Consider the following 19208-nt stretch of genomic DNA (forward strand, 5'->3'; position numbering starts at 1 on the left):
GCCCGGTGTTCAGTGGGTCTCGGGCGACCGGTGCCTCGTGGCCCTGCGCAGTCGCAGCACCAGCAGCAGGGCCGAGCCGCCGAACAGTACGGCGGTGATCAGCAGCCAGCGGGCCAGGAAGCCGTCCGTCGACAGGCCGGCGGCCAGCTGGTAGTCGCTGTCCATCTGACCGCTGATCAGGGGGAACCACATCAGGAGCAGGAGCAGGGACAGGGCCGCCGGGACCCGGACGTACATCGCCCACTCCCGGCGGTCGGTCGCGTCCAGGCCCCGGACGACGGCACGGTCGGCCGACGAGTACAGCGGCAGGAGCACCAGGTCGTGCAGCAGTGCCGCGCCGACGAACCACAGCACCACGCCGAGCCAGTCACCCGCCAGCAGGCGCACCCCGGCGTATCCGGCCAGCGCGAACGAGCAGACGAGCAGCAGCAGTTGCAGCGGGCTGCCGAGAGGGATCCGACGGGTCATCCCAGGTCTCCGAAGGTCATGCGGGCCACCCACTTGGTGTTGAGGACACCGGGCGCCGCGGGAACGATGATCCGTGCCGGAAAGCCGTGGTCGAGGGTCAGGTCCTCGCCGTTGGCGTACAGGGCGAGCAGCGAGCGCGGGTCCGCCACCTGGTTGGCGCGCAGCGCGGCCTTGCGGAACGCGCCGTGGCGCTGCAGGGACTCGACGAACACGTCCGGTGGACGGCCGTCGTACCCGACGAGGGCCGCGAGGTCGCGCAGGCGCACCCCGCGCCACCACTGGTCGCCGGTCGACCAGCCCTCGACACAGGCGATGGGCAGCGCGGAGCTGTACAGGGGCAGCCGGGCGAGTTCGGCGCGGCCGAGCCGGACGATTCCGGTGCGGCCGGTGACCACGAGGCGCCAGGCGTCGTCGCTCGTCTCCGCCGCGGTGATGTGCGCGTACGCGGCCGTCTTGTTGATCTGGAAGCCGCCGGGGCCGCTGCCCGGATCGGCCCAGCCGTGCGGCGCGAGCAGGGCGGTCGCGCGCAGCGGCTGGTCGAAGCTGCGGCCGGCGCTGGTCGCGAACAGCAGCAGGGAGCCGCCTCCGACGAACCACAGCGCGCCGCGCCGGGACACGGTGGGCGGACCGGGCCTCGGCGACACCAGTTCGCCCTCCTTCGGCAGCCCGCGCAGGGTCCGTACGGCCGTGGGCAGCTTGAGCGCGGCGTGCGCGACGAAGGCCGCGAAGAAGACCCAGGCGCCGTAGAAGTGCAGGGGGTAGAAGGAGCCGGGGAAGATGTAGTCGAGCTGGATGTTGAGGACGCCCGTCGTGAACTCGAACAGCGCGCCCCCGACCAGCAGCAGCAAGGAGACCCGTTCCAGCGCGTGGGCCATGGAGCGGGCCGGTGGCAGCGTGAACAGCTTCGGCACGACCGACCACAGCTTGGCCAGCAGGACCGGGATCAGCGTGAGCCCGAGGGTGACGTGCACGCCCTGGGTGAACCGGTAGAGCCAGTGCGGGCTCGTCGGCCAGGAGAAGAGGTAGAAGCCGAGGATGCCCTTGTCGGGGGTCGTGTCGTTCACCGGCGACAGGTCCGGGTTGTAGGCGGCGTAGGAGACCAGCCCGGTCACGAACAGCACGGTGATACCGGCGAGCAGGACGACGCCGAGCACGGAGGTGAACCAGGGGCCGCGCACGGAACTGCGCCAGAAGCCGGGCGAGGTGGGGAGCCGTTGGTCGCGCATGATCAGACCGTAGGGCGGGAGCACCCCCGCACCGGGCGCGCAACTCCTGACGAAACGCTGACGTCCGGCCCATGCGCCGATGTTCCGGCCGCCTTTCGGCCTAGCGTTCCGCTGTGACCCGCGCCCATCTCCGCGACCTGTGTGCCGTCGCGGCCGCCGCCCTGCTCGTCCTGACGGCCGTCGTCGTCGGCCGCCACATCCAGGACGCCCATCGCACCCTGTTCGTCCACTGGCCGCCGCTGTTCGCCGACTGGGACCCCCATGTGGGGCCGGGCACCCCGGCGGCCCTGGTCGTGGCGGTGGCCGTGATCGCCTACGGTCCGCGTCTCGCCCTGCGGCTGCCGTGGCGGGCGCTGCTCGTGGCGGCCTGGGGCGCCTCGCTCGCCTGGACCTGGTCGCTGGCGCTGGTCGACGGCTGGCAGCGGGGCGTCGCGGGCCGGCTCACCACCACCAATGAGTACCTCCGGGTCGTCGACCGCTTCCACGACGTCCCCGGCACCCTGCGCGACTTCACCCACCACATCCTGGCCCATTCGCCCGCGCCCTGGCCGGCCCATATCGCCGGCCACCCCCCGGCAGCGACGGTGACCTTCGTCCTGCTCGACCATGTGGGTCTGCGGGGCGGGGGCTGGGCGGGAGCCTGGTGCATCACCGTCGGCACCACCGCCTGTGCGGCCGTGCTGGTGACGGTGGGGCTGCTGGCGGGACGGGAACTCGCCCGACGGGCCGCGCCGTTCCTGGTGCTGGCGCCGGCCGCGGTGTGGGTCGGGACGTCGGCCGACGGATACTTCGCGGCCGTGGCCGCCTGGTCCGTCGCGCTGCTCGCGGTGGCGGTGGCCGGGCGGTCGGGGGCCGGGGCACGGGCCGCGGCCACGTTCGGCGCGGGGCTGCTGTTCGGTCTGACCTGCTATCTCTCGTACGGCCTCACACTGTTCGCGCTGATCGGTGCCGTCGTGGTGCTGCTCGGCCGGGTCCGGGCCCATGACCTTCTCCGAGGGCTGCCGTTGCTTCTGGCGGGCCTCGCCGTGGTGCCGCTGCTGTTCACCCTCGCCGGCTTCGACTGGTGGGAGGGGTACCGGCTTCTGGTCACGCGCTACTACCAAGGGGTCGGCGGCATCCGTCCCTACGGCTACTGGGTGTGGGCGAACCTGGCCTGCACCGTGCTGACCGTCGGATTCGCGACGGCGGCCGGTCTCGGCCGGGCCGGTTCCGCTCTGGTCCGCGACCGCACCGCCCTGCTCCCTCGTCGGTCACGGGAAACCGCCGACGTGGCCGACCCGTCCGCCGCTGCCGACGCGCGCCTCGCCCTGCTCGTGTTCAGTGCGCTGGCGGCGCTGCTCGTCGCCGACCTCTCCGGCATGAGCAAGGCGGAGACGGAACGCATCTGGCTGCCGTTCGCCCTGTGGCTGCTGCCCTCCTGCGCACTCCTCACCGGGCCGCGGGCCTGGCTCACCACACAGGCCGTCCTCGCTCTGCTCATCAACCACCTTCTTTTCACGGGTTGGTGATGGCGCAACAGCAATACGCGCGGACGACGCAACAGCAATGCGCGCGGACGACGCGGCGGCAACCTCCCGGTCGCCGCCGCTGTCCGTATGGATCGGACTACGGGGTGGCGCAGGCGCCGGACGCGCACGCCGTGAGCCACTGGTCGAAGTCGGCGTCGTAGCGGGTGCCGATGCCGGTGGCGTAGACGTCGTATCCGCCCTGGTAGTCGCCCACCCGGAAGCGGGCGAGCATGCTCTGGATGTCCGCCGGGTGCTTCTCGAACATATAGCGGGCCGCCAGATAGCCCCACGGATAGGTGCGGGTCACATCGCTGTTGGCGTAGGTGTTCTGGAACAGCGTGCTCAGCCGGTAGGTGTGCTTGCCGGCCTCGGTGACCGCCTGGTCGTCGGTGATTCCGCGGTATCCGTAGGAGACGTACTCGGCCAGGCCCTCGATCCACCAGACGTCCGGGACCGACGTCTGCCGGCCGAAGTCGCCCGGCATGTCGTCACGGGCGTCGAGGAAGTGCGTGTACTCGTGATTGAGGTTCCATATCCGGGCCGGGAAGCCGTTGTCGTAGTCCTTCTGATACATGATCGAAAGCGGTTGGTTGGCCGGGTCGGACGGGTCTCCCTCCAGGGTGATGCCGCCGTTGTCCGTGCTGACGCCGTAGATCGCCCCGGCGTAGGTCTGGTAGTCGGCCCGGCTGGCGAAGACGACGAGGTGGATGGTCGACACATACTGGCCGGGTATGGGTCCGTCGTCCTTGACCAGGCCGTGGAAGTAGGCGTCCTGGCCCAGCACACTGGCGCAGGCGGCGTCGAGGTCGGCCGCGGTGAGCGACTGCGCGCGGATGGTGTGCGCGGAGTCGCAGGTGTGGGTGATCGGCAGGGCGGCCCTGGTCAGCAGGCCGGGCAGGTCGCACACGCCGTAGTACGAGCAGTTGGCGCGGTCGTAGGCGTCCGCCTGCGTCGCCACCGCGACCCACAGCCCGGCCGTGGGGCCGGTGATCGCCGAAGTGTCCAGCAGGTCCTTGGCCAGGGGCCGGACCATCGCCTGCAGCGCCGGGTGCTCGACGTAGCGGGCGAGGTTCATCCCGGCGTTGGAGTCCAGGTAGGCGCGGTCGGTGCCGAGCAGGTCGAGGTGGTCGTGCGCGAAGGTGTCGAGGGTCTCGACGACGCCGGGGTCCGCGGCGACCGCGGCGACGTACTCCGGGTTCCAATTGCCGCGCCAGAGAGGGGTGTAGACGTCGTTGACGGCCGCGACCATGGCGGCGATGTCGTCGTAGGAGCTGTCGTAGTCCTGGAGCATCCGCTGGTAGACGCTCAGATAGCGGGACTGCTGGTCGGCGCTGTCGGTGAGGATGACGACCTCGCCCAGCACGTCGCCGTTGGCGGCGGTGACGTCCCGCGAGTGCCGGCGGGCGAAGAAGGCGTCCAGGCCGCTCGTGGTGGCCGTGGTCAGCCGCGGGCCGTAGGGGCCGACATCGGTCGGGTGGTTGAACTGCACGTAGTAGCCGGCGCGCAGGAACAGGACGAGTTGCCACACGCGGTCCGCGTTGTCACCGCGGTAGGTGCGCGCGGCGCGGGTGAAGGCGTTCGCGACGGTGACCATCTGGGACTGGCGGAAGACGTCGTGCGCGGCCGAACCGGTCACCGCGAACAGGGTGTTGACGCAGTCCGTGGTCGAGGCCCTGACCAGGGCGACGAGCGCGGCACCGGTTCTGCTGCCGAAGTCGGCGGGTGTGCACGAGGCCGCCTTCTCGGTGGTTCGCGGACGGACGGGCGCCGGCCGCAGGGGTGGCAGCTCGGCGGGGCTGAGCTGCCGGTCCTGTACGGCGGGACGGTCGGCGGTGCGGACGGTCGCCCCGGTCGGCGGCGGGGCGGGCGTCGGCCTGTGCGGGGTGGTGACTGCGGTGCTGACGGCCGGGGCGGGGGGCGCTGCGAGAGCCGGCGTCGACAACAGGCCGGCGAGGATGACGCAGACGGCGAGAACGCCGGCCTTGCGTCCGGGCAGCGCGGAGCGATAGCGCATCTGGGCTCCTCCACGGATGGCTGCGCCTCTATGGGGGTTGGTGAGGCGTGTCCAGCACTGTGCCAAGGGCCGCGTGCGCCAACAATGGCATGTGACATAGCACATGACGTCCGACGGCCCATAACATCCGGCGCGGCCGGCCCCGGCTACTTGCCGGCGCCGCTGGCGCCGCTCCAGGTGCGCGCGGCCCAGGACCTCAAGTGCGGTGACTGCGCCACGAGTTCGCGATGCGCGGCGACGGCCGACCGGAACAGCGTCTCCGCCAGGTCCTGGTCCACCGCGCCCGGCCGCCAGGCCAGTACGTAGCGGCACCACAACGGCGTACCGACCAGCGGTTTGACCACGACCTGCGGGATCGGCCGCATGGTCGGCTGGACGAGGGACACACCGAGTCCGTCGGCGATCATCCGCTGCAACTGCAGCTGGTCACCGAGGAATTCGTGCACGGTCACCGGGGTGAAACCGGCCGCCTCGCAGGCCGTGTAGAAGACTCCCGGCCACCCGGCGCCGTCGTCCGGTGTCACGAACCACGCGTCCTCGGCCAGGTCGGCCAGCGACACCTGGGCGCGGTGCCGCAGGCGGTGGCGGGACGGAAGGGCCACGAAGGTCGGCTCGGTGACGATCCCGCGGTGCGTCACCGCGGCCGAGTGCCGCAGCTCCATGCCGGGGTAGTCGGCGGCGATGGCCGCGTCCACCGTGCCCTCCTCAAGCAGCTCGACGATCCGCGAGGAGGCGTACACGCTGCTCACCGAGAGGTCGACGTCCGGCAGCCGGGCCCGGAACCGGGACACCGCGCCCGACAGCACCGGCGAATTGGTCGCCGCCACCCGCAGGGTCCTGCGCACCTTCGGGGCACCGGGGGCCGGACGGTGGCCGATCGCCTCGACGCGGGCCAGGACGTCGCGGGCCTGGGTGAGCACCTCGGCGCCGTACGGTGTGGGCCGCACCCCGGTGGCCCCGCGCTCGAACAGGGGCTCACCGAAGTGCCCCTCGATCCGTCGGAGCTGGGTGCTGATGGCCGGCTGCGAGTACCCCAGGTCCGCGGCGGCCCGGCCCACGCTCCCCGCATCGGCGATCGCGCACAGCACGCGCAGATGCCGAAGCTCCAGCTCCATCCGTCCACTCCTCTTCCCTCGGCTCCGTCGGTGGAGTCCCTCGGCTCCGCCGCCGGTCAGGAAGCGTTTCATCCCGCCATGGGGCACACAAGGCGGGGCCCCGGACCGTGTCCGGCACGCGTCCCACCTCGTTGGACGGGCCGTAGCGCCCGAGCACCGCGGGCGCGTGCGAGGCGCCCGGTGAGGAGAGACACAACGTGACGAAGCACACGACGCGAGTACCGGCGGTCCTGCTGCTGGCCGGCGCCGCTCTGGCCGCCACCGCGGCGCCGGTCCTGGCGGCCGGCTCCGGGGCGGGGGCGGGGGCGTCCGATCAGCCCGTCGCCAGGCTGATCGGCCAGGTGGGCGGGCCGCTGGTCGAGTGTGCCGTCGACAGCGGGCTCCAGCACTGCCGGCCGATGAGCATCAATCCCTGACTGGGGCACTCCCAGGGTTACCGGGGCACTCACAGGCGGGTCCAGAGGTTCACTCCGATGACCCGTTTGAATGATGAAAGCGGGGTGGCGCTAGCATATGAGCGCCACCTAGCTCGAAAGAGATTCCTGTGACTGTCAACGACGACTCGTTCACCGACTGGAAGAACCGCGAAGAGATCGCGGAGTCCATGATCCCGATCATCGGAAAGCTCCACCGGGAGCGGGACGTGACGGTCCTGCTCCACAGCCGCTCCTTGGTGAACAAGTCGGTGGTCAGCATCCTGAAGACGCACCGCTTCGCGCGGCAGATCGACGGCGAGGAGCTCACGGTCACGGAGACGCTGCCGTTCCTGCGGGCTCTGACCACGCTCGACCTCGGCCCGTCCCAGATCGACATCGGCATGCTGGCCGCGACGTACAAGGCCGACGACCGCGGCCTCACGGTGGAGGCGTTCACCGCCGAGGCCGTCGCCGGTGCCACGGGCGCCAACAAGATCGAGGGCGGCGAGGGCCGCGACGTCGTCCTCTACGGCTTCGGCCGCATCGGCCGCCTGGTCGCCCGGCTGCTGATCGAGAAGTCCGGCTCCGGCAACGGCCTGCGGCTGCGCGCCATCGTGGTGCGCGGCGGTGGCGATCAGGACATCGTGAAGCGCGCCTCGCTGCTGCGCCGCGACTCCATCCACGGCCAGTTCCAGGGCACGATCACCGTCGACGAGGCGAACAGCACGATCGTCGCCAACGGCAACGCGATCAAGGTGATCTACGCCAACGACCCGAACGAGGTCGACTACACGGCGTACGGCATCAGGAACGCCATCCTCATCGACAACACGGGCAAGTGGCGCGACCGCGAGGGCCTGTCGCAGCACCTGCGCCCCGGCATCGACAAGGTCGTCCTGACGGCGCCCGGCAAGGGCGACGTCCCGAACATCGTCCACGGCGTCAACCACGACATGCTCAAGCCGGACGAGCAGATCCTGTCCTGCGCGTCCTGCACCACCAACGCGATCGTGCCGCCGCTGAAGGCGATGGACGACCGGTTCGGCGTGCTACGCGGCCACGTGGAGACCGTCCACTCGTTCACCAACGACCAGAACCTGCTGGACAACTACCACAAGGCCGACCGCCGCGGCCGCTCCGCGCCGCTCAACATGGTCATCACCGAGACCGGTGCCGCCTCCGCCGTGGCGAAGGCGCTGCCCGACCTCAAGGCGAAGATCACCGGCAGCTCGATCCGGGTGCCCGTGCCGGACGTCTCGATCGCGATCCTCAATCTGCAGCTCGCGGGCGAGACCACCCGTGAGGAGGTCCTCGACCACCTCCGCGACGTGTCGCTGACCTCGCCGCTCAAGCGCCAGATCGACTTCACCACGGCCCCCGACGCGGTCTCCAGCGACTTCATCGGCTCGCGCCACGCGTCGATCATCGACGCCGGCGCCACGAAGGTGGAGGGCGACAACGCGATCCTCTACCTCTGGTACGACAACGAGTTCGGCTACTCCTGCCAGGTCGTCCGTGTCGTCCAGCACGTCTCCGGGGTGGAGTACCCGACGTACCCGTCCCCGGCGGTCTGAGCGAGGCCGATCACGGACGCAGGCTCCGCCCCGGCGAGCCATCAAGCCGGGCCGGAGGAGCGTCCTGACCTGCACCTCGCACGGTGAGACGCTGACACACCGAGGGGCCGCCACCCACACCGGGTGGCGGCCCTCAGTGATCGCCTACAGGCCGAGGGAGTTCTCAGGGGGTTTCGGCGGAAGCCCGCTCGCCGCTGCCGCGCCGCCCAATCAGGGGCCGCCCGAGCGCCTGGTACGGCCTGACCGCCTCCGGGAAGTCCCCGTTCAGACTGACCGCTCGGACCACGGCGAATCCCTCGCGCTCACAGTGCTCCTCCACCCACGCAAGCCCTGCACCCAGAGCGGCATACGGAGCGCCGGGGTCCGTACGGATCTCCGATCTCCCCGAGCAGCAGGCCGTCGTCACACGTCTGCGCGCCCACGGCCCAGCGGCCGCCGTACCGGGCGCCCGACAGGAGCACGTCGAAGGTTGCCTCCGCGGCGGCCGACAGGGCCAGGGGGCTCGACTCCGTGAAGGCCAGGCACCCCGAGTTCACCGAGCACGCCGGCGTCGAAGCGATCGACGTCCAGACCCGGCGGGCCCGACGGCAGCAGACCTTGTGGGAGCGCCGGGTGCAGAAGCTGTCCGCGCTGCGGCAGACCCGGGTCGCGCAGAAAGAGCGTGGCGAGTGGCCTGCCGGCGTGGCGCGTTCCGGGCAGCCCGAGACGGACGACAAGGCGGCCCAGGTCTGCGAGGGCTTCCCATGGATCGGCCGGTCCTTCGCAAGCTGCGATCGCTGCGGGCAGCCCGCGTGGGGGCACACGGGCGAAGAAGTCCCAGCCGAGGGCGCGGGCCGTTCGGCGCCCAGCGGACGGTCCGACCCTGGAAACCGGGCGAGGCCGACGCGATCCGCGCCAAGTGGACGCCCGCCGCTGAGAAGCCCCGCTCGTGATCGTCCGTGATGCCGTAGCCGCCGCACTCGCCGTGTACGACGCGGCCGTCATATGGGTGGAAGTCCTCGCCGGGGCCGCCGCGATGATCCTCTGCGCGGCCGCCGCGCTCATCGCCCCCACCGCCAGAGCCGTACGCCACCGCGTCACGCGCCCGTCCTGGGCACGCGGACCCCGCGGCTGCTGCGCTCACCGCCAGCCTTGCGTTCGACACCACTACCCCCACGCCGAACGCGCCGTCCTCACCCACGCGCTCCACTGACCCACCTGCCGGCCCATCGCTGACGACCTGCGCCGTATGCAGTCCCGCCAGACCGAACGACTGGGCGCTGAAGCGCGCGAGGAGACGGAGCGCACCGCCATCCCGGTCCTCGACCAGGCCGCGCACGTCATCGAAGGCAACGGCTTCTCCAGGCACTACCTGTGGGACACCCGGCAGCACGACACCGGAACCCCGATCGACCAGTGCCGAGTCGACATCGCCGGCGCACTCGCGATCACACTCCACGGCAGCCCCACCTACGCGGGCTCCCCAGCCGTCCACAAGATCGAACCGCTACTGGTCAATCGCATCCCCGCACCCCGCCTCGCCGCCTGGCATACCCACCCGGGCATCGGCCAGAAGCAGGCCACAGCACTCCTGCAAGACACCGCCCGCGAGTTGCGCGGCCGCACGACGCCCTGCCGTGAGTGCAAGACCCCGAAGCCGGTCCGCCTCTACCATTGGGGTAGCTGCTGGCGTTAGGGACCGAGGCGAGGGCCGGCCAGTGCCCTAATCGTGTTGACCGCCCCCGGCAGGCAGTGCTGGAGTCGGCACGTGGACAGCATCCCCGCCAACCGGCGGCTCTGGAACCAGATCAGCAGCGCCTACCAGCACGAGCACGACCCGCAAATCGGCGCCGCACCCCGGCTGTGGGGCATGTACTCCATCCCCGACGCGCACCTGCACGCCCTGGGCGACGTCACCGGCAAGCGCGTCCTCGAACTCGGCTGCGGCGCCGGCCAGTGGTCCAGGGCGCTCGCGGCCGAGGGCGCCAGCGTGGTCGGGCTCGACCTGTCCGAAGCCCAACTCGCCGCAGCGGCCCGCGCGATGGGAACGGCCCGCTACCCGCTGGTGCAAGGCGCCGCCGAACAACTCCCCTTCGCCGCCGACAGCTTCGACCTGGTGTTCTGCGACTTCGGTGGCCTCAGCTGGGCGCCCCCGCACCTGGCCGTCCCGCAGGCCGCACGCGTCCTGGGCCCAGGCGGGCGCCTGGTGTTCAACGTCGCCAGCCCATGGTTCGAAGCCTGCTACGACGAAGCCGCCGGCCGCGTGACCACGACGCTGCAGCAGGACTACTTCGGGCTGAACACCATCGCCGAAGACGACGGCGCGACCAGCTATCAGCTCACCTACGGCGACTGGGTCAAGGTCCTGCGCGGCGCGGGTCTCATCATCGACGACCTCATCGAGCCACGGCCCGAACCCGGAACACCCAACGGCTACAACGAAACCGACCCACCCGACTGGGCACACCGCTGGCCGGCGGAACTGCTCTGGGTAACCCACAAACCGTAAGTTCCGCCGCGCCGAGACGTGAAGGCATCCCCTCACCGAACAGGCCTAGTAGTTGCCTTCCATGCCCTTCTTCAGCGCGGCGAGCTCGGGCCCGCTGAGCGCCGACCGTCTTCGCCGCCTTCCCCCACGCCAGCGTCTGGGTACCCGCGGCTCCGTCTCCGCCCGTGCCGGCAGCGTCGGCGCAGTGTTCCATCCATTCGGCCTGGCTCAGGCTGTCGTCGCATGCGGTGAGAGCAGCCAGGAGCAGGGCAGCCCTAGCCGCGGTAGCGCGAACGCGCATGAATCCCCGAGGATTGATTTCGCCTTGCTGATCACCGTCGCCACGCCAGCCGACGAGGAGACTGGCCTTTGTTACGGGCAGGACTCTCCGAACTTGACCGCGGTCAACGACACCGGCTGCCCGTTCAACGCCGCACCAGCGGCCGGAGTCTGGGTGCACACCTGCCAGTTCGACTCGACGAGCACCCAGCGGTCCTCCGTCGACGCATCCTTCACCGTGAGCGAAGTGCTCGAGTCCAGCGCGGCGCGGGCGGCCTTCACCGACTTGCCCTTGAAGTCCGGCATCTTCCCGCCGACCGCCGATGGTTCCGTCTCGTCCTTCGCCGGGCAGGTCTCGTCGAGCTTGACCGCGCCGAAGTCCAGCTTGCTGTCCGTCGGCACCGTGCTGCCGGCTTTCACGTTCTGGGAGCAGACCTTCCAGTCGCGGTCGAGGATCTGCATGCGGCCGCGGCCGAGGGAGTCGTGGGAGGTGAGGCTGTAGAACCCGGCGTCCTGGGCGTGGTCTTGGGCGGATTGGAGGCCCATGCCGACGAAGTTCGGGACCTGCTTCTTGTCGGTCTGCTTGCTGTCGCTCTGTGAGGTCTGGCCGGTCGATGCGGTGGCGGTGCTGCCGGTGGCGGTTCCCGGTGTGTTGTCTTTCGGCTGGCATGCGGTGAGTGCGCCGATCGCGGCGCAGGCGGCAATGATGGTGATGGTGCGGGTACGCACGGATTCCCCCCGGCTGGTACTGGTACTGGCGGAATACCGTAGACCACATGTGACAGAAAGGTGATGGATTGTCATCGATCCGTGACATGGTGGCGGCTGCCGAAATCCGGTGGACGGGGAGCCGGCCGCACCCGTTACCACGGCCCCTCATACACCTCCCGGTGCGCAGGCCCGCGGCAACTTCTTTGGGTGAATCACGCCGCAGGCCGTCCTTGATCTCGGGAGGCACAGGCACGCGCCGCCCGCCACGGGGGACACCGACGGGCGGCTTCGTCGTGTCAGTGCTCCCACACATCCGGGCCGCCACCACGCCACTCGACAAGCGTGGATCGGACGACGTCCATCTCGTCCCAGTCCTGCAGCCCAGCCTCCTGAAGGAACGCCGCGACATCCAGCAGCCCATAGGCGATGCCAACGAAGTGGTCGCCGACCCGGACACGCCGGCCGCCGTCCTCGGTGGGCGGGTACACGACGACGGGGTGATCGCTGGCCATGGTGTCAGCGTCCCGCTGAGCCGGGTGGGGCGCACGGTGTGCTGCGCCAGCCGCGTGGCGGCCGTAGGCTGATGGCGCCCGGGGCAGTTGCGGAGGTCTGCCATGCCCCGGCGAAGGCCTCCCGCGGCGAACCGGCCGAGGTGCACGAGCTGCCGAAGCCGAAGAAGAAGGCGGCCGCGAAGAAACAGCCGGCCAAGACTGCCGCGGCGAAGAAGAAGCCCGCGAAGAAGACGTCGGGCCGTCGATCGCGCAGCGCCTGGGGACAGTCTGCAGTTGTGATCAGTGGGCTTTCAGGAGACTGCCGATCCAAGTGGGTCGCCGCCAACTGCAGACCGTCGCCAGGAGCCCTCAGAAGGGGACACCCCTGAGGGAGACCTTGTTCGGTGGTACGAACTTCGCGAAGCAGATCGGCGTCGATGAGTCTGGCCCATAGACCAGCAAGTTGCCATGGCCACCCGGGATGAACTCCTCCTGGAGGTAACTGATGAGCTCCTCCACAGTCATGGGGCCGGGGGCCCCCTCGGTTTGCCGGACGGCCCTGGTTTCGTTTGGCTTGTCGGTCATGGCTATGCCACCTCTTTGATCGATTGACTCCTTCTCACGCTCACTGAGGGCGGCCCGCGGCGCGACCAAGGTTCCACCGTCCGGGTGACGTGGGGAGGGGGCACCATTCGAGGAAGCCGAAGCTCGCTGTCGGGCCGGCAGTGGCTGCACGCGAGTACGCCGGACAAGTGGCCCGCGCTCGCACGACGTTCGCGACGAACAGCGCGCTGCCCGCGTCCTGGTCGCCGAGCACGCCGAAACCACGCGCTCCGACGCCAAAGCCGCCCAGGACGTGGGAGGAAAGACCGGGCAACTCGTTGCCCGGGTTTCCGTCTTCGGTATCTCCGTCGCCGGGTACGTCGCCCTGTCGGTCTGGGGCCAGGCGACCGCCGAGTACGTCGCCCTCGTTGGCCCCGTCCTTGGCACGGCGTTCCTGATGTCCAAGCTCGGCCAGCAGGATCAGGTCCTCGGTGAGATCTCCGGAGGGGGTCCCCAGGGGGCCTGAGCGAAAGACAGCGAAACACAGAGAAAGGCACTGAAAGACATGAACGGCCTGGTGAGAGCAGTCGTCCCCGACTCCGCCGCAGACCGGGACTGCACCGGGGTGGGGTACCCGACGTACCCGTCCCCGGCGGTCTGATCACCTTCCTGAAAACACCGCCCCCGGCGCCGTGCCCAACGGCGTCGGGGGCTTCCTCACCCGGTGTGTGGCAGGTGCTAGGCGGGTTGTGACGGCCGTTCGGTCGGGGACACGCACAGCGCCCAGATGACGAAGCCCGAGAAGGCGATCATCACGATCGACCAGATCGGGTAGTACGGCAGGGAGAGGAAGTTGGCGATGATGAGGAGCCCGGCGATGGTCACGCCGGCGACCCGCGCCCACATCGACCTCTGGAACAGGCCGAGACCGACGATCACGGCGACCGCGCCCAGGATCAGGTGGACCCAGCCCCAGCCGGAGAGGTCGAACTTGAAGGCGTAGTTGGGTGTCGTGACGAACACGTCGTCCCGGGCGATCGCCATGATGCCCCGGAAGACGTCCAGGATCCCGGCGATCATCAGCATGACGGCCGCGAACGCCGTCAGGCCGGCGGCCCATTGCTGCTTGGTCGTCTGCACTTGCGTCGTGCTGCGTGGAGCGGTCATGCCCGTGCCTCGATTCCCTATCGTCGGATGTGCTCAGCGACCGGAGGTCGACTGGACGGTTCCGCTCGGGCCGCCCACCGGTCCGGAGTCGCCCAGGACCAGTGCCTTCGCCCTGCCGTACTCCTCGTCCGTGATGTCGCCACGAGCGCGCATCTCGGACAACTTGGCCAGCTCGTCGATGCTGCTGGGCCGGCCCCCGCCGCCCTTGGCGGTCTCGCGGATGTAGGAGTCGAAGGCCTGCTGCTGTGCGCGTGCCTGCTCCACCTCCCGGCGTCCCATGCTCTTGCCGCGGGCGATCACGTAGACGAACACACCGAGGAAGGGCACCAGGACCACGAACACCAGCCAGCCGGCCTTGCCCCAGCCGCTCATGGAGTCGTCGTTGAAGATGTCCACGACGATCCGGAACAGCAGGATGAACCACAGGATCCACAGGAAGAACCACAGCATGGTCCAGAAGGCGCTCAGCAGCGGATAGTCGTACGCCAAGTACATCTGCGCGCTCATTTGGTCTCCTCCGTTCCGGGCGCTCGCCCGGCAGCCGGCTTCTGCCGAATTCAGCGTGCCCAGGGCAAGGACGGGTCGGCCTCACCCGGGGAGGGTGATCGTGCCCGCCCCGCTCGGGGCACCGGCTCGGTGTGCGTTCACCGCTTCGGTGGAGGCCGCCCCGTCGGGAGTGTGCTCCGGTCCGGGACCCGGCTCCGGGCCGCGTGACTCGGTCATGGCTCCTCCTCACGCGATCGGACGGGTCGCCCCCGGACCGCCGACGGGGCGGTGTGCGAGGGCCTCGCCCGGCCAGCGTCCCCCCTGCCGTCGCCCACCGGGTCACCCTCGGCGGGTGATCCCGCCGCACCGCGGTGACGATGAGGGGAAGGCGCACGCGCCCGCCGGTTTCCCGGCCGATCCGCACGAGGAGTTGTCCGTCGCGATGGAGCGTGGAGGCACAGGATGAGCGGCCCGTTCGACGGCCCGAAGCGGGCGACGCTGCTGGCCGTGACGCGTACGGTCCTCATCACGGCCGCACTCGTCACCGCCTACTACGTGCTTCCCCTGCGTGAGCGCAGCATGACCGCCACCTCGGCGCTGCTGCTGGGCGGGGTGCTGGCGGTGCTGGTGGTCTTCGCCTGGGAGGTCTGGGCCATCCTGCGCTCGCCCCACCCACGTCTGAAGGCCGTCGAGGCCCTGGTCATCACGCTGGCGCTGTTCCTGGTGCTCTTCGCCAGCGCCTACTACGTGCTGGACGGCACCAGCCCGGGGTCCTTCAGCGAGCCGCTGACGAAGACGGACGCCCTGTACTTCACGCTGACCACGTTCGCGACCGTCGGCTACGGCGACATCACCGCCGTCTCTCAGCTGGGGCGTGTGATGACGATGCTCCAGATGACCTGCGGCCTGCTGCTCGCGGGCGTCGCCGTACGGGTCCTGACGAGCGCGGTGGAGGTGGGGCTGCGCCGGCGGACGAAGGAGCCGCCACCCGAGCCGGACGCCGGGCGAAGGGCCGGACGGGACAGCCCGTGACCGTCACGCAGGCCGTGACCGACACACAGGCCGTGAGGCTCACGCCGGCCGTGAAGCTCACGCCGGCCGTTCCGGCAGCCGCCGCATCTCCAGCACGCGCAGCCCCAGCGACTGGCAGCGCTTCAGCAGCCGGTAGAAGTGGGCCTCGTCGACGACCGGGCCGATCAGAACCGTCTGACCGGCCAGCGCCGCATGGTCCAGCTCGGGGAAGGCCTTGGCCAGCGTGTCGGACAGGTGTCCTTCGATGCGGATCTCGTAGCGCATGAGCGGCTCTCCCGCGGGCTGTCCGGGGCAGGCGGACCGTTCCCCCTGTCTGTGATCGTCCGCCTCGGGGTGGCGTCCGGCCTCACCCGGTTCGGGTGACCTGCCAGGGCTTCGCAGCTTCGGGCCGTCGGGCCTTCGGGCCTTCGGGCGTTCGGGCGTTCGGGCGTTCGGGCGTTCGGGCGTTCAAGCCTTCAGGGCCAGCTTGAACGCGATGATCAGCAGGCCGAGGACGAGGTTGACCACGGCGGTGGCGGCCGACTGCCGCCAGGAGGCACCCGCGCGCCGGGCCGCCGCCACCGACCAGCCCACCTGCCCGGCCACGGCCACCGCGAGCGCCAGCCAGAGCGTGCCCGGCAGGCCGAGGCCCAGCAGCGGGCTCACGGCCACCGCCGCAGCCGGCGGGACGGCGGCCTTAACGATGGGCCACTCGTTGCGGCACACGTGCAGGACGGTCCGGCGGTCCAGGGCCATCTGTGCCAGACGCTCCCCGAACAGCTCGGCATGCACATGCGCGACCCAGAACACCACGCCCGTGAGCAGCAGCAACAGCATGAGTTCCACGCGCGGGAACGCGCCCAGGAGGCTGGCGCCGGCCACCACGGAGGCGGCGAGCATGGAGCCGTAGACGCCGCCCGTGTAGTCGGCATGGGCCCGGCGCTCGGCACGGCGTGCCCCCGCGGACGCCGGTGGAGTCACAGCAGTCCCAGTTCGCGTGCCCGGCGCACGGCGTCGCTGCGCCGGTTCACCGCGAGTTTCCGGTAGACGCTCTTGAGGTGGGTCTTGACGGTGTTCACCGAGACGAACAGGTCGGCGGCGATCTCCTCCGTGGACATCATCTGGGCCAGCCGTTGCAGCACGTCGCGCTCGCGTCCGCTCAGCTCCTCCACGATGAACGGCGCGGGCTCCACGGTGATCCGCGGCGGCCCGCCGTGCCGTGGACCGTCGGAGGTGAGCCAGCCCTCGGTCAGTCCCTGGAGCGGGGCCGTGCACAGGAGCCGCCGGACGCGTGGTCCGGCTTCGAGGAACGGCCGCCGCAGCCGTTCCCGCCGGGCCTCCCGGAGTGCCTGGGCGACTAGTCTGCGGGCGGTGTCCGTGTCCCCCTCCTCGTCGGCGGCCTGGGCGCGTACCAGCGCGGCCCGGACGGTGACCGCGGGACCGGACCGGCCCTTGGTGCACAGGTGGTCGAGCAGATCGATCGCCTCCCGGCGGCGCCCCGCGGCGAGATGGGCGCGCGCCACCTGCACGGCGCACGCCGGCTGGTCGTCGTAGGGCACCTGCTCCAGCACCTCCGCGGCGCTGTCGGGCCGCCCTTCGGCGAGGTGGGCGGCGGAGGTGATGAGCGCCGCGTGGCCCTTTGCCCAGGGCGAGGGAACGTCGGCGGGGACGGCGGGGTCGGCCGCCGCCACGGCGGCCTGCGCGTCTCCCCGCGCCAGCAGCAGACGCGCCGCCGCGATGGACCGGCCCGCCGCGGTCACGGGGTCCTGGACGTCGGGGCTGGCGTCGGCCGCCTCGTCGAGGAACGCCTGGGCCCGGGCCAGTTCGTCCCGGTCGACGGCCACGGCGGCCAGGACCAGCCGCCCGATGCCGCAGCCGGACGGCTGGGGCAGGCCGACCCGCTCCGTCTCCGTCATCGCCGCCAGTGCCTTGCGCTCGGCCCGGCCGGGCCAGCCGTTGAGGTAGTCGATCAGTGCCAGATGGCCCAGGGACTCCTCCCGGGGCAGTGCCGTCGAGGCTCCGCCGGGGCCGCCGACCACCGAGGACAGGGCGGCGCACGCGTCGTCGAAGCACCCGGCCCACAGGCGCACCGAACCCAGGTGCGTCAGCAGCAGGGCGGTCAGCTCGGGGTGCTTCTCCAGCAGGTGGGCGGGTATCTCGTGGCGTAGCTCCTCGGCCGTCTCCACGGCCTTCTCGGCCATGCGGGGAGAACCCGTGAGCCGGGCCGCCAGGGCTTCCAGCAGCGCGCAGCTCAGCCACGCCGTCACGTCGGACCCGTCCGCGGCGAGCCGGTCCTCGGCCTGGCGCAGATGGGTCAGGCCCCGGTCGAGGTCGTGCCGGGACAGGTCGCGCGCGGCGCGGACCAGCTCCGCCGCGGGGCTGGTGGTCTCCGGTCCCATCCGGGAGAACAGTTCGGTCAGGTCGTCGCAGCGCAGGCCGGTGAAGAGCTGCCCGATCGCCAGGTCGTCGACGAGGGCGCCCGCGGTGAACTCCCAGTCGCCCGCGGCCGCGCCATGGGCCAGGGTCTCCGGCAGGGAGCCGGAGCCGCGCAGCCACTTGGCGGCCCGCCGGTGGAGTTCCGGTTCCAGACCGGGCGAACGCGCCCGCAGATGGGCCCGGAGGATCTCCGCGAACAGCGGGTGGAGCCGGTACCAGGTGTGTCCGAGGTGCTCGACGAAGGCGTTCTGGCGGTGCAGCTCGGCCAGGACGGACGCGGCACCGGCCTGCCCGGTCAGTGCCTCGGCGAGGTCGGGGCAGAACCGGTCCAGGACGCTGACCCGCAGCAGGAGGTCCTGTGTCCGGTCCGTCTGCTGTCTGAGCACCTCCGCGAGGAGGAAGTCGGCGACCGCGCTGCGGTCGGCCTCGAACTCCTTCAGGTACGTCGCGGGATCGGGGCTCTCCTGAGCGGCCAGGGCGCACAGCCGCAGCCCCGCGGCCCATCCCCGGGTGCGGTCCACCAGGGTGCCTGCGGCCTCCACGGGAAGGGCCAATCCGTGCAGCTCCAGCAGGGTGGCCGCCTCCTCGGGGGTGAAGGCGAGCTCGGCGTTGCGGATCTCGGTCATGGCGTCCGCCGCCCGGTAGCGGTGCAGCGGCAGCAGCGGTTCGGTGCGGGTGACCAGGACCAGCCGCATGCCGCTCCCCGCGTGGTGCAGGACGAATTCCAGCTGGTCCGCGATCTCCGGCGCGCTCACGTGGTCGTACTCGTCGAGCACGACCACCACCGGGCGCTCGCGGCCGCTCAGCTCGGCGGCGAGCCGCGCCAGGAGCTTGTGGTCCACCCGGGTCGCGTCCGCCGGGCAGCCGACCTCGCCGGACACCGGCACGCCGACGGCGCGCAGGGCCTGCAGCAGATAGGCCCAGAACATGCCGGGGCCCTGGTCGCCCGCGTCGCTGGTGAGCCAGGCGACCGTCTCCTCGATGCCCGCGGCCCAGTCGGCGACCAGCAGGGTCTTGCCGGCCCCGGCCGCGCCGTTGACGACCGTCAGCGGCGTCCGCAGCGCCTGGTCGAGGTGGCCCGCCAGGCGCTCGCGCCGAAGGAAGGTGGCAGGCACCGTAGGCAGGGCGAACCGTGTCTGAAGAAACGGTTCTCCCATGGGATCGACGTACGCGTCGGTCGCCGATCCCTCCTCGTTCTCATCAACCGCGGCCACTGCACTCACCACCCCGTCCATCAGGCCATGGGCAGCGCATTCCGGCTCAATGATCCCATTCATCCCAGATGCGCGCAGAACT

Annotated in this window: 21 protein-coding genes; 8 read left to right on the forward strand and 13 right to left on the reverse strand. The window is 70.9% G+C overall.

The features are described 5' to 3' along the window. Positions 1–9: 9 nt before the first annotated feature. Together AB0I54_RS39120 and AB0I54_RS39125 are read right to left on the reverse strand one after the other, a co-directional pair. A complete protein-coding gene (locus AB0I54_RS39120) occupies positions 10–468 on the reverse strand; it encodes a hypothetical protein (RefSeq protein ID WP_363301073.1) in 459 nt (152 codons plus the stop codon). Next, complete coding sequence (locus tag AB0I54_RS39125) at positions 465–1694, reverse strand: molybdopterin-dependent oxidoreductase (RefSeq protein ID WP_363301074.1); 1230 nt, start codon at positions 1692–1694, stop codon at positions 465–467. Before AB0I54_RS39125 ends, AB0I54_RS39120 begins: the two co-directional genes overlap by 4 nt. A gap of 113 nt (positions 1695–1807) precedes the next feature. Here AB0I54_RS39125 and AB0I54_RS39130 point away from each other — a divergent pair, with 113 nt between their 5' ends. Beyond that, positions 1808–3202, forward strand: a complete 1395-nt coding sequence (locus tag AB0I54_RS39130) for a hypothetical protein (RefSeq protein ID WP_363301075.1) — start codon at positions 1808–1810, stop codon at positions 3200–3202. 97 nt (positions 3203–3299) lie between these two features. On the opposite strand, the gene AB0I54_RS39135 is transcribed toward AB0I54_RS39130, so the two are convergent. Both AB0I54_RS39135 and AB0I54_RS39140 read right to left on the reverse strand, forming a co-directional pair. Further along, on the reverse strand, positions 3300–5216 hold the full coding sequence (locus AB0I54_RS39135; protein WP_363301076.1) for a collagenase: 1917 nt from the start codon (positions 5214–5216) through the stop codon (positions 3300–3302). Between the two features lie 146 nt (positions 5217–5362). Continuing rightward, on the reverse strand, positions 5363–6331 hold the full coding sequence (locus AB0I54_RS39140; RefSeq protein ID WP_363301077.1) for a LysR family transcriptional regulator: 969 nt from the start codon (positions 6329–6331) through the stop codon (positions 5363–5365). A gap of 197 nt (positions 6332–6528) precedes the next feature. Here AB0I54_RS39140 and AB0I54_RS39145 point away from each other — a divergent pair, with 197 nt between their 5' ends. The 5 genes from AB0I54_RS39145 to AB0I54_RS39165 all read left to right on the forward strand — a co-directional run bounded on the left by AB0I54_RS39145 (position 6529) and on the right by AB0I54_RS39165 (position 10809). Next, a complete protein-coding gene (locus AB0I54_RS39145) occupies positions 6529–6747 on the forward strand; it encodes a hypothetical protein (RefSeq protein WP_363301078.1) in 219 nt (72 codons plus the stop codon). A gap of 128 nt (positions 6748–6875) precedes the next feature. Next, on the forward strand, positions 6876–8321 hold the full coding sequence (locus tag AB0I54_RS39150) for a glyceraldehyde-3-phosphate dehydrogenase (protein ID WP_363301079.1): 1446 nt from the start codon (positions 6876–6878) through the stop codon (positions 8319–8321). Between the two features lie 928 nt (positions 8322–9249). Further along, positions 9250–9513 (forward strand): hypothetical protein, encoded by a 264-nt coding sequence (locus tag AB0I54_RS39155; RefSeq protein WP_363301080.1) that lies wholly within the window; start codon positions 9250–9252, stop codon positions 9511–9513. A 36-nt stretch (positions 9514–9549) separates the two neighbouring features. Further along, positions 9550–9996 (forward strand): hypothetical protein, encoded by a 447-nt coding sequence (locus AB0I54_RS39160; RefSeq protein WP_363301081.1) that lies wholly within the window; start codon positions 9550–9552, stop codon positions 9994–9996. Positions 9997–10068: 72 nt separating this feature from the next. Beyond that, complete coding sequence (locus AB0I54_RS39165; protein ID WP_363301082.1) at positions 10069–10809, forward strand: methyltransferase domain-containing protein; 741 nt, start codon at positions 10069–10071, stop codon at positions 10807–10809. A 351-nt stretch (positions 10810–11160) separates the two neighbouring features. On the opposite strand, the gene AB0I54_RS39170 is transcribed toward AB0I54_RS39165, so the two are convergent. The 3 genes from AB0I54_RS39170 to AB0I54_RS39180 form a co-directional block, all read right to left on the reverse strand. Then, positions 11161–11796, reverse strand: a complete 636-nt coding sequence (locus AB0I54_RS39170; protein ID WP_363301083.1) for a PASTA domain-containing protein — start codon at positions 11794–11796, stop codon at positions 11161–11163. A gap of 278 nt (positions 11797–12074) precedes the next feature. Further along, a complete protein-coding gene (locus AB0I54_RS39175) occupies positions 12075–12290 on the reverse strand; it encodes a hypothetical protein (RefSeq protein ID WP_363301084.1) in 216 nt (71 codons plus the stop codon). A 348-nt stretch (positions 12291–12638) separates the two neighbouring features. Further along, complete coding sequence (locus AB0I54_RS39180) at positions 12639–12854, reverse strand: hypothetical protein (RefSeq protein WP_363301085.1); 216 nt, start codon at positions 12852–12854, stop codon at positions 12639–12641. Positions 12855–13125: 271 nt separating this feature from the next. Between AB0I54_RS39180 and AB0I54_RS39185 the strand changes: the two genes are divergently transcribed. Then, positions 13126–13338, forward strand: a complete 213-nt coding sequence (locus AB0I54_RS39185) for a hypothetical protein (RefSeq protein ID WP_363301086.1) — start codon at positions 13126–13128, stop codon at positions 13336–13338. Positions 13339–13550: 212 nt separating this feature from the next. Here the strand turns inward: AB0I54_RS39185 and AB0I54_RS39190 are convergent, their stop codons facing one another. The 3 genes from AB0I54_RS39190 to AB0I54_RS39200 form a co-directional block, all read right to left on the reverse strand. Then, positions 13551–13979: a hypothetical protein gene (locus AB0I54_RS39190; protein WP_363301087.1), complete on the reverse strand. Its 429-nt coding sequence runs from the start codon at positions 13977–13979 to the stop codon at positions 13551–13553. 33 nt (positions 13980–14012) lie between these two features. Then, positions 14013–14486: an SHOCT domain-containing protein gene (locus tag AB0I54_RS39195; RefSeq protein ID WP_363301088.1), complete on the reverse strand. Its 474-nt coding sequence runs from the start codon at positions 14484–14486 to the stop codon at positions 14013–14015. 81 nt (positions 14487–14567) lie between these two features. Next, entirely contained in the window at positions 14568–14702 is a 135-nt protein-coding gene (locus tag AB0I54_RS39200) for a hypothetical protein (RefSeq protein WP_363301089.1), read from the reverse strand. A gap of 225 nt (positions 14703–14927) precedes the next feature. Here AB0I54_RS39200 and AB0I54_RS39205 point away from each other — a divergent pair, with 225 nt between their 5' ends. Further along, complete coding sequence (locus AB0I54_RS39205) at positions 14928–15497, forward strand: potassium channel family protein (RefSeq protein WP_363301090.1); 570 nt, start codon at positions 14928–14930, stop codon at positions 15495–15497. 57 nt (positions 15498–15554) lie between these two features. Here the strand turns inward: AB0I54_RS39205 and AB0I54_RS39210 are convergent, their stop codons facing one another. The 3 genes from AB0I54_RS39210 to AB0I54_RS39220 all read right to left on the reverse strand — a co-directional run bounded on the left by AB0I54_RS39210 (position 15555) and on the right by AB0I54_RS39220 (position 19069). Continuing rightward, positions 15555–15761: a hypothetical protein gene (locus AB0I54_RS39210; RefSeq protein WP_363301092.1), complete on the reverse strand. Its 207-nt coding sequence runs from the start codon at positions 15759–15761 to the stop codon at positions 15555–15557. Positions 15762–15944: 183 nt separating this feature from the next. Beyond that, positions 15945–16457 (reverse strand): hypothetical protein, encoded by a 513-nt coding sequence (locus AB0I54_RS39215; protein WP_363301093.1) that lies wholly within the window; start codon positions 16455–16457, stop codon positions 15945–15947. Further along, positions 16454–19069 (reverse strand): LuxR C-terminal-related transcriptional regulator, encoded by a 2616-nt coding sequence (locus AB0I54_RS39220; RefSeq protein ID WP_363301131.1) that lies wholly within the window; start codon positions 19067–19069, stop codon positions 16454–16456. The genes AB0I54_RS39215 and AB0I54_RS39220 overlap by 4 nt, the downstream gene beginning before the upstream one ends. Positions 19070–19208: the final 139 nt, after the last annotated feature.

Source organism: Streptomyces sp. NPDC050625 (assembly GCF_040654755.1).
Classification (GTDB): Bacteria; Actinomycetota; Actinomycetes; order Streptomycetales; family Streptomycetaceae; genus Streptomyces.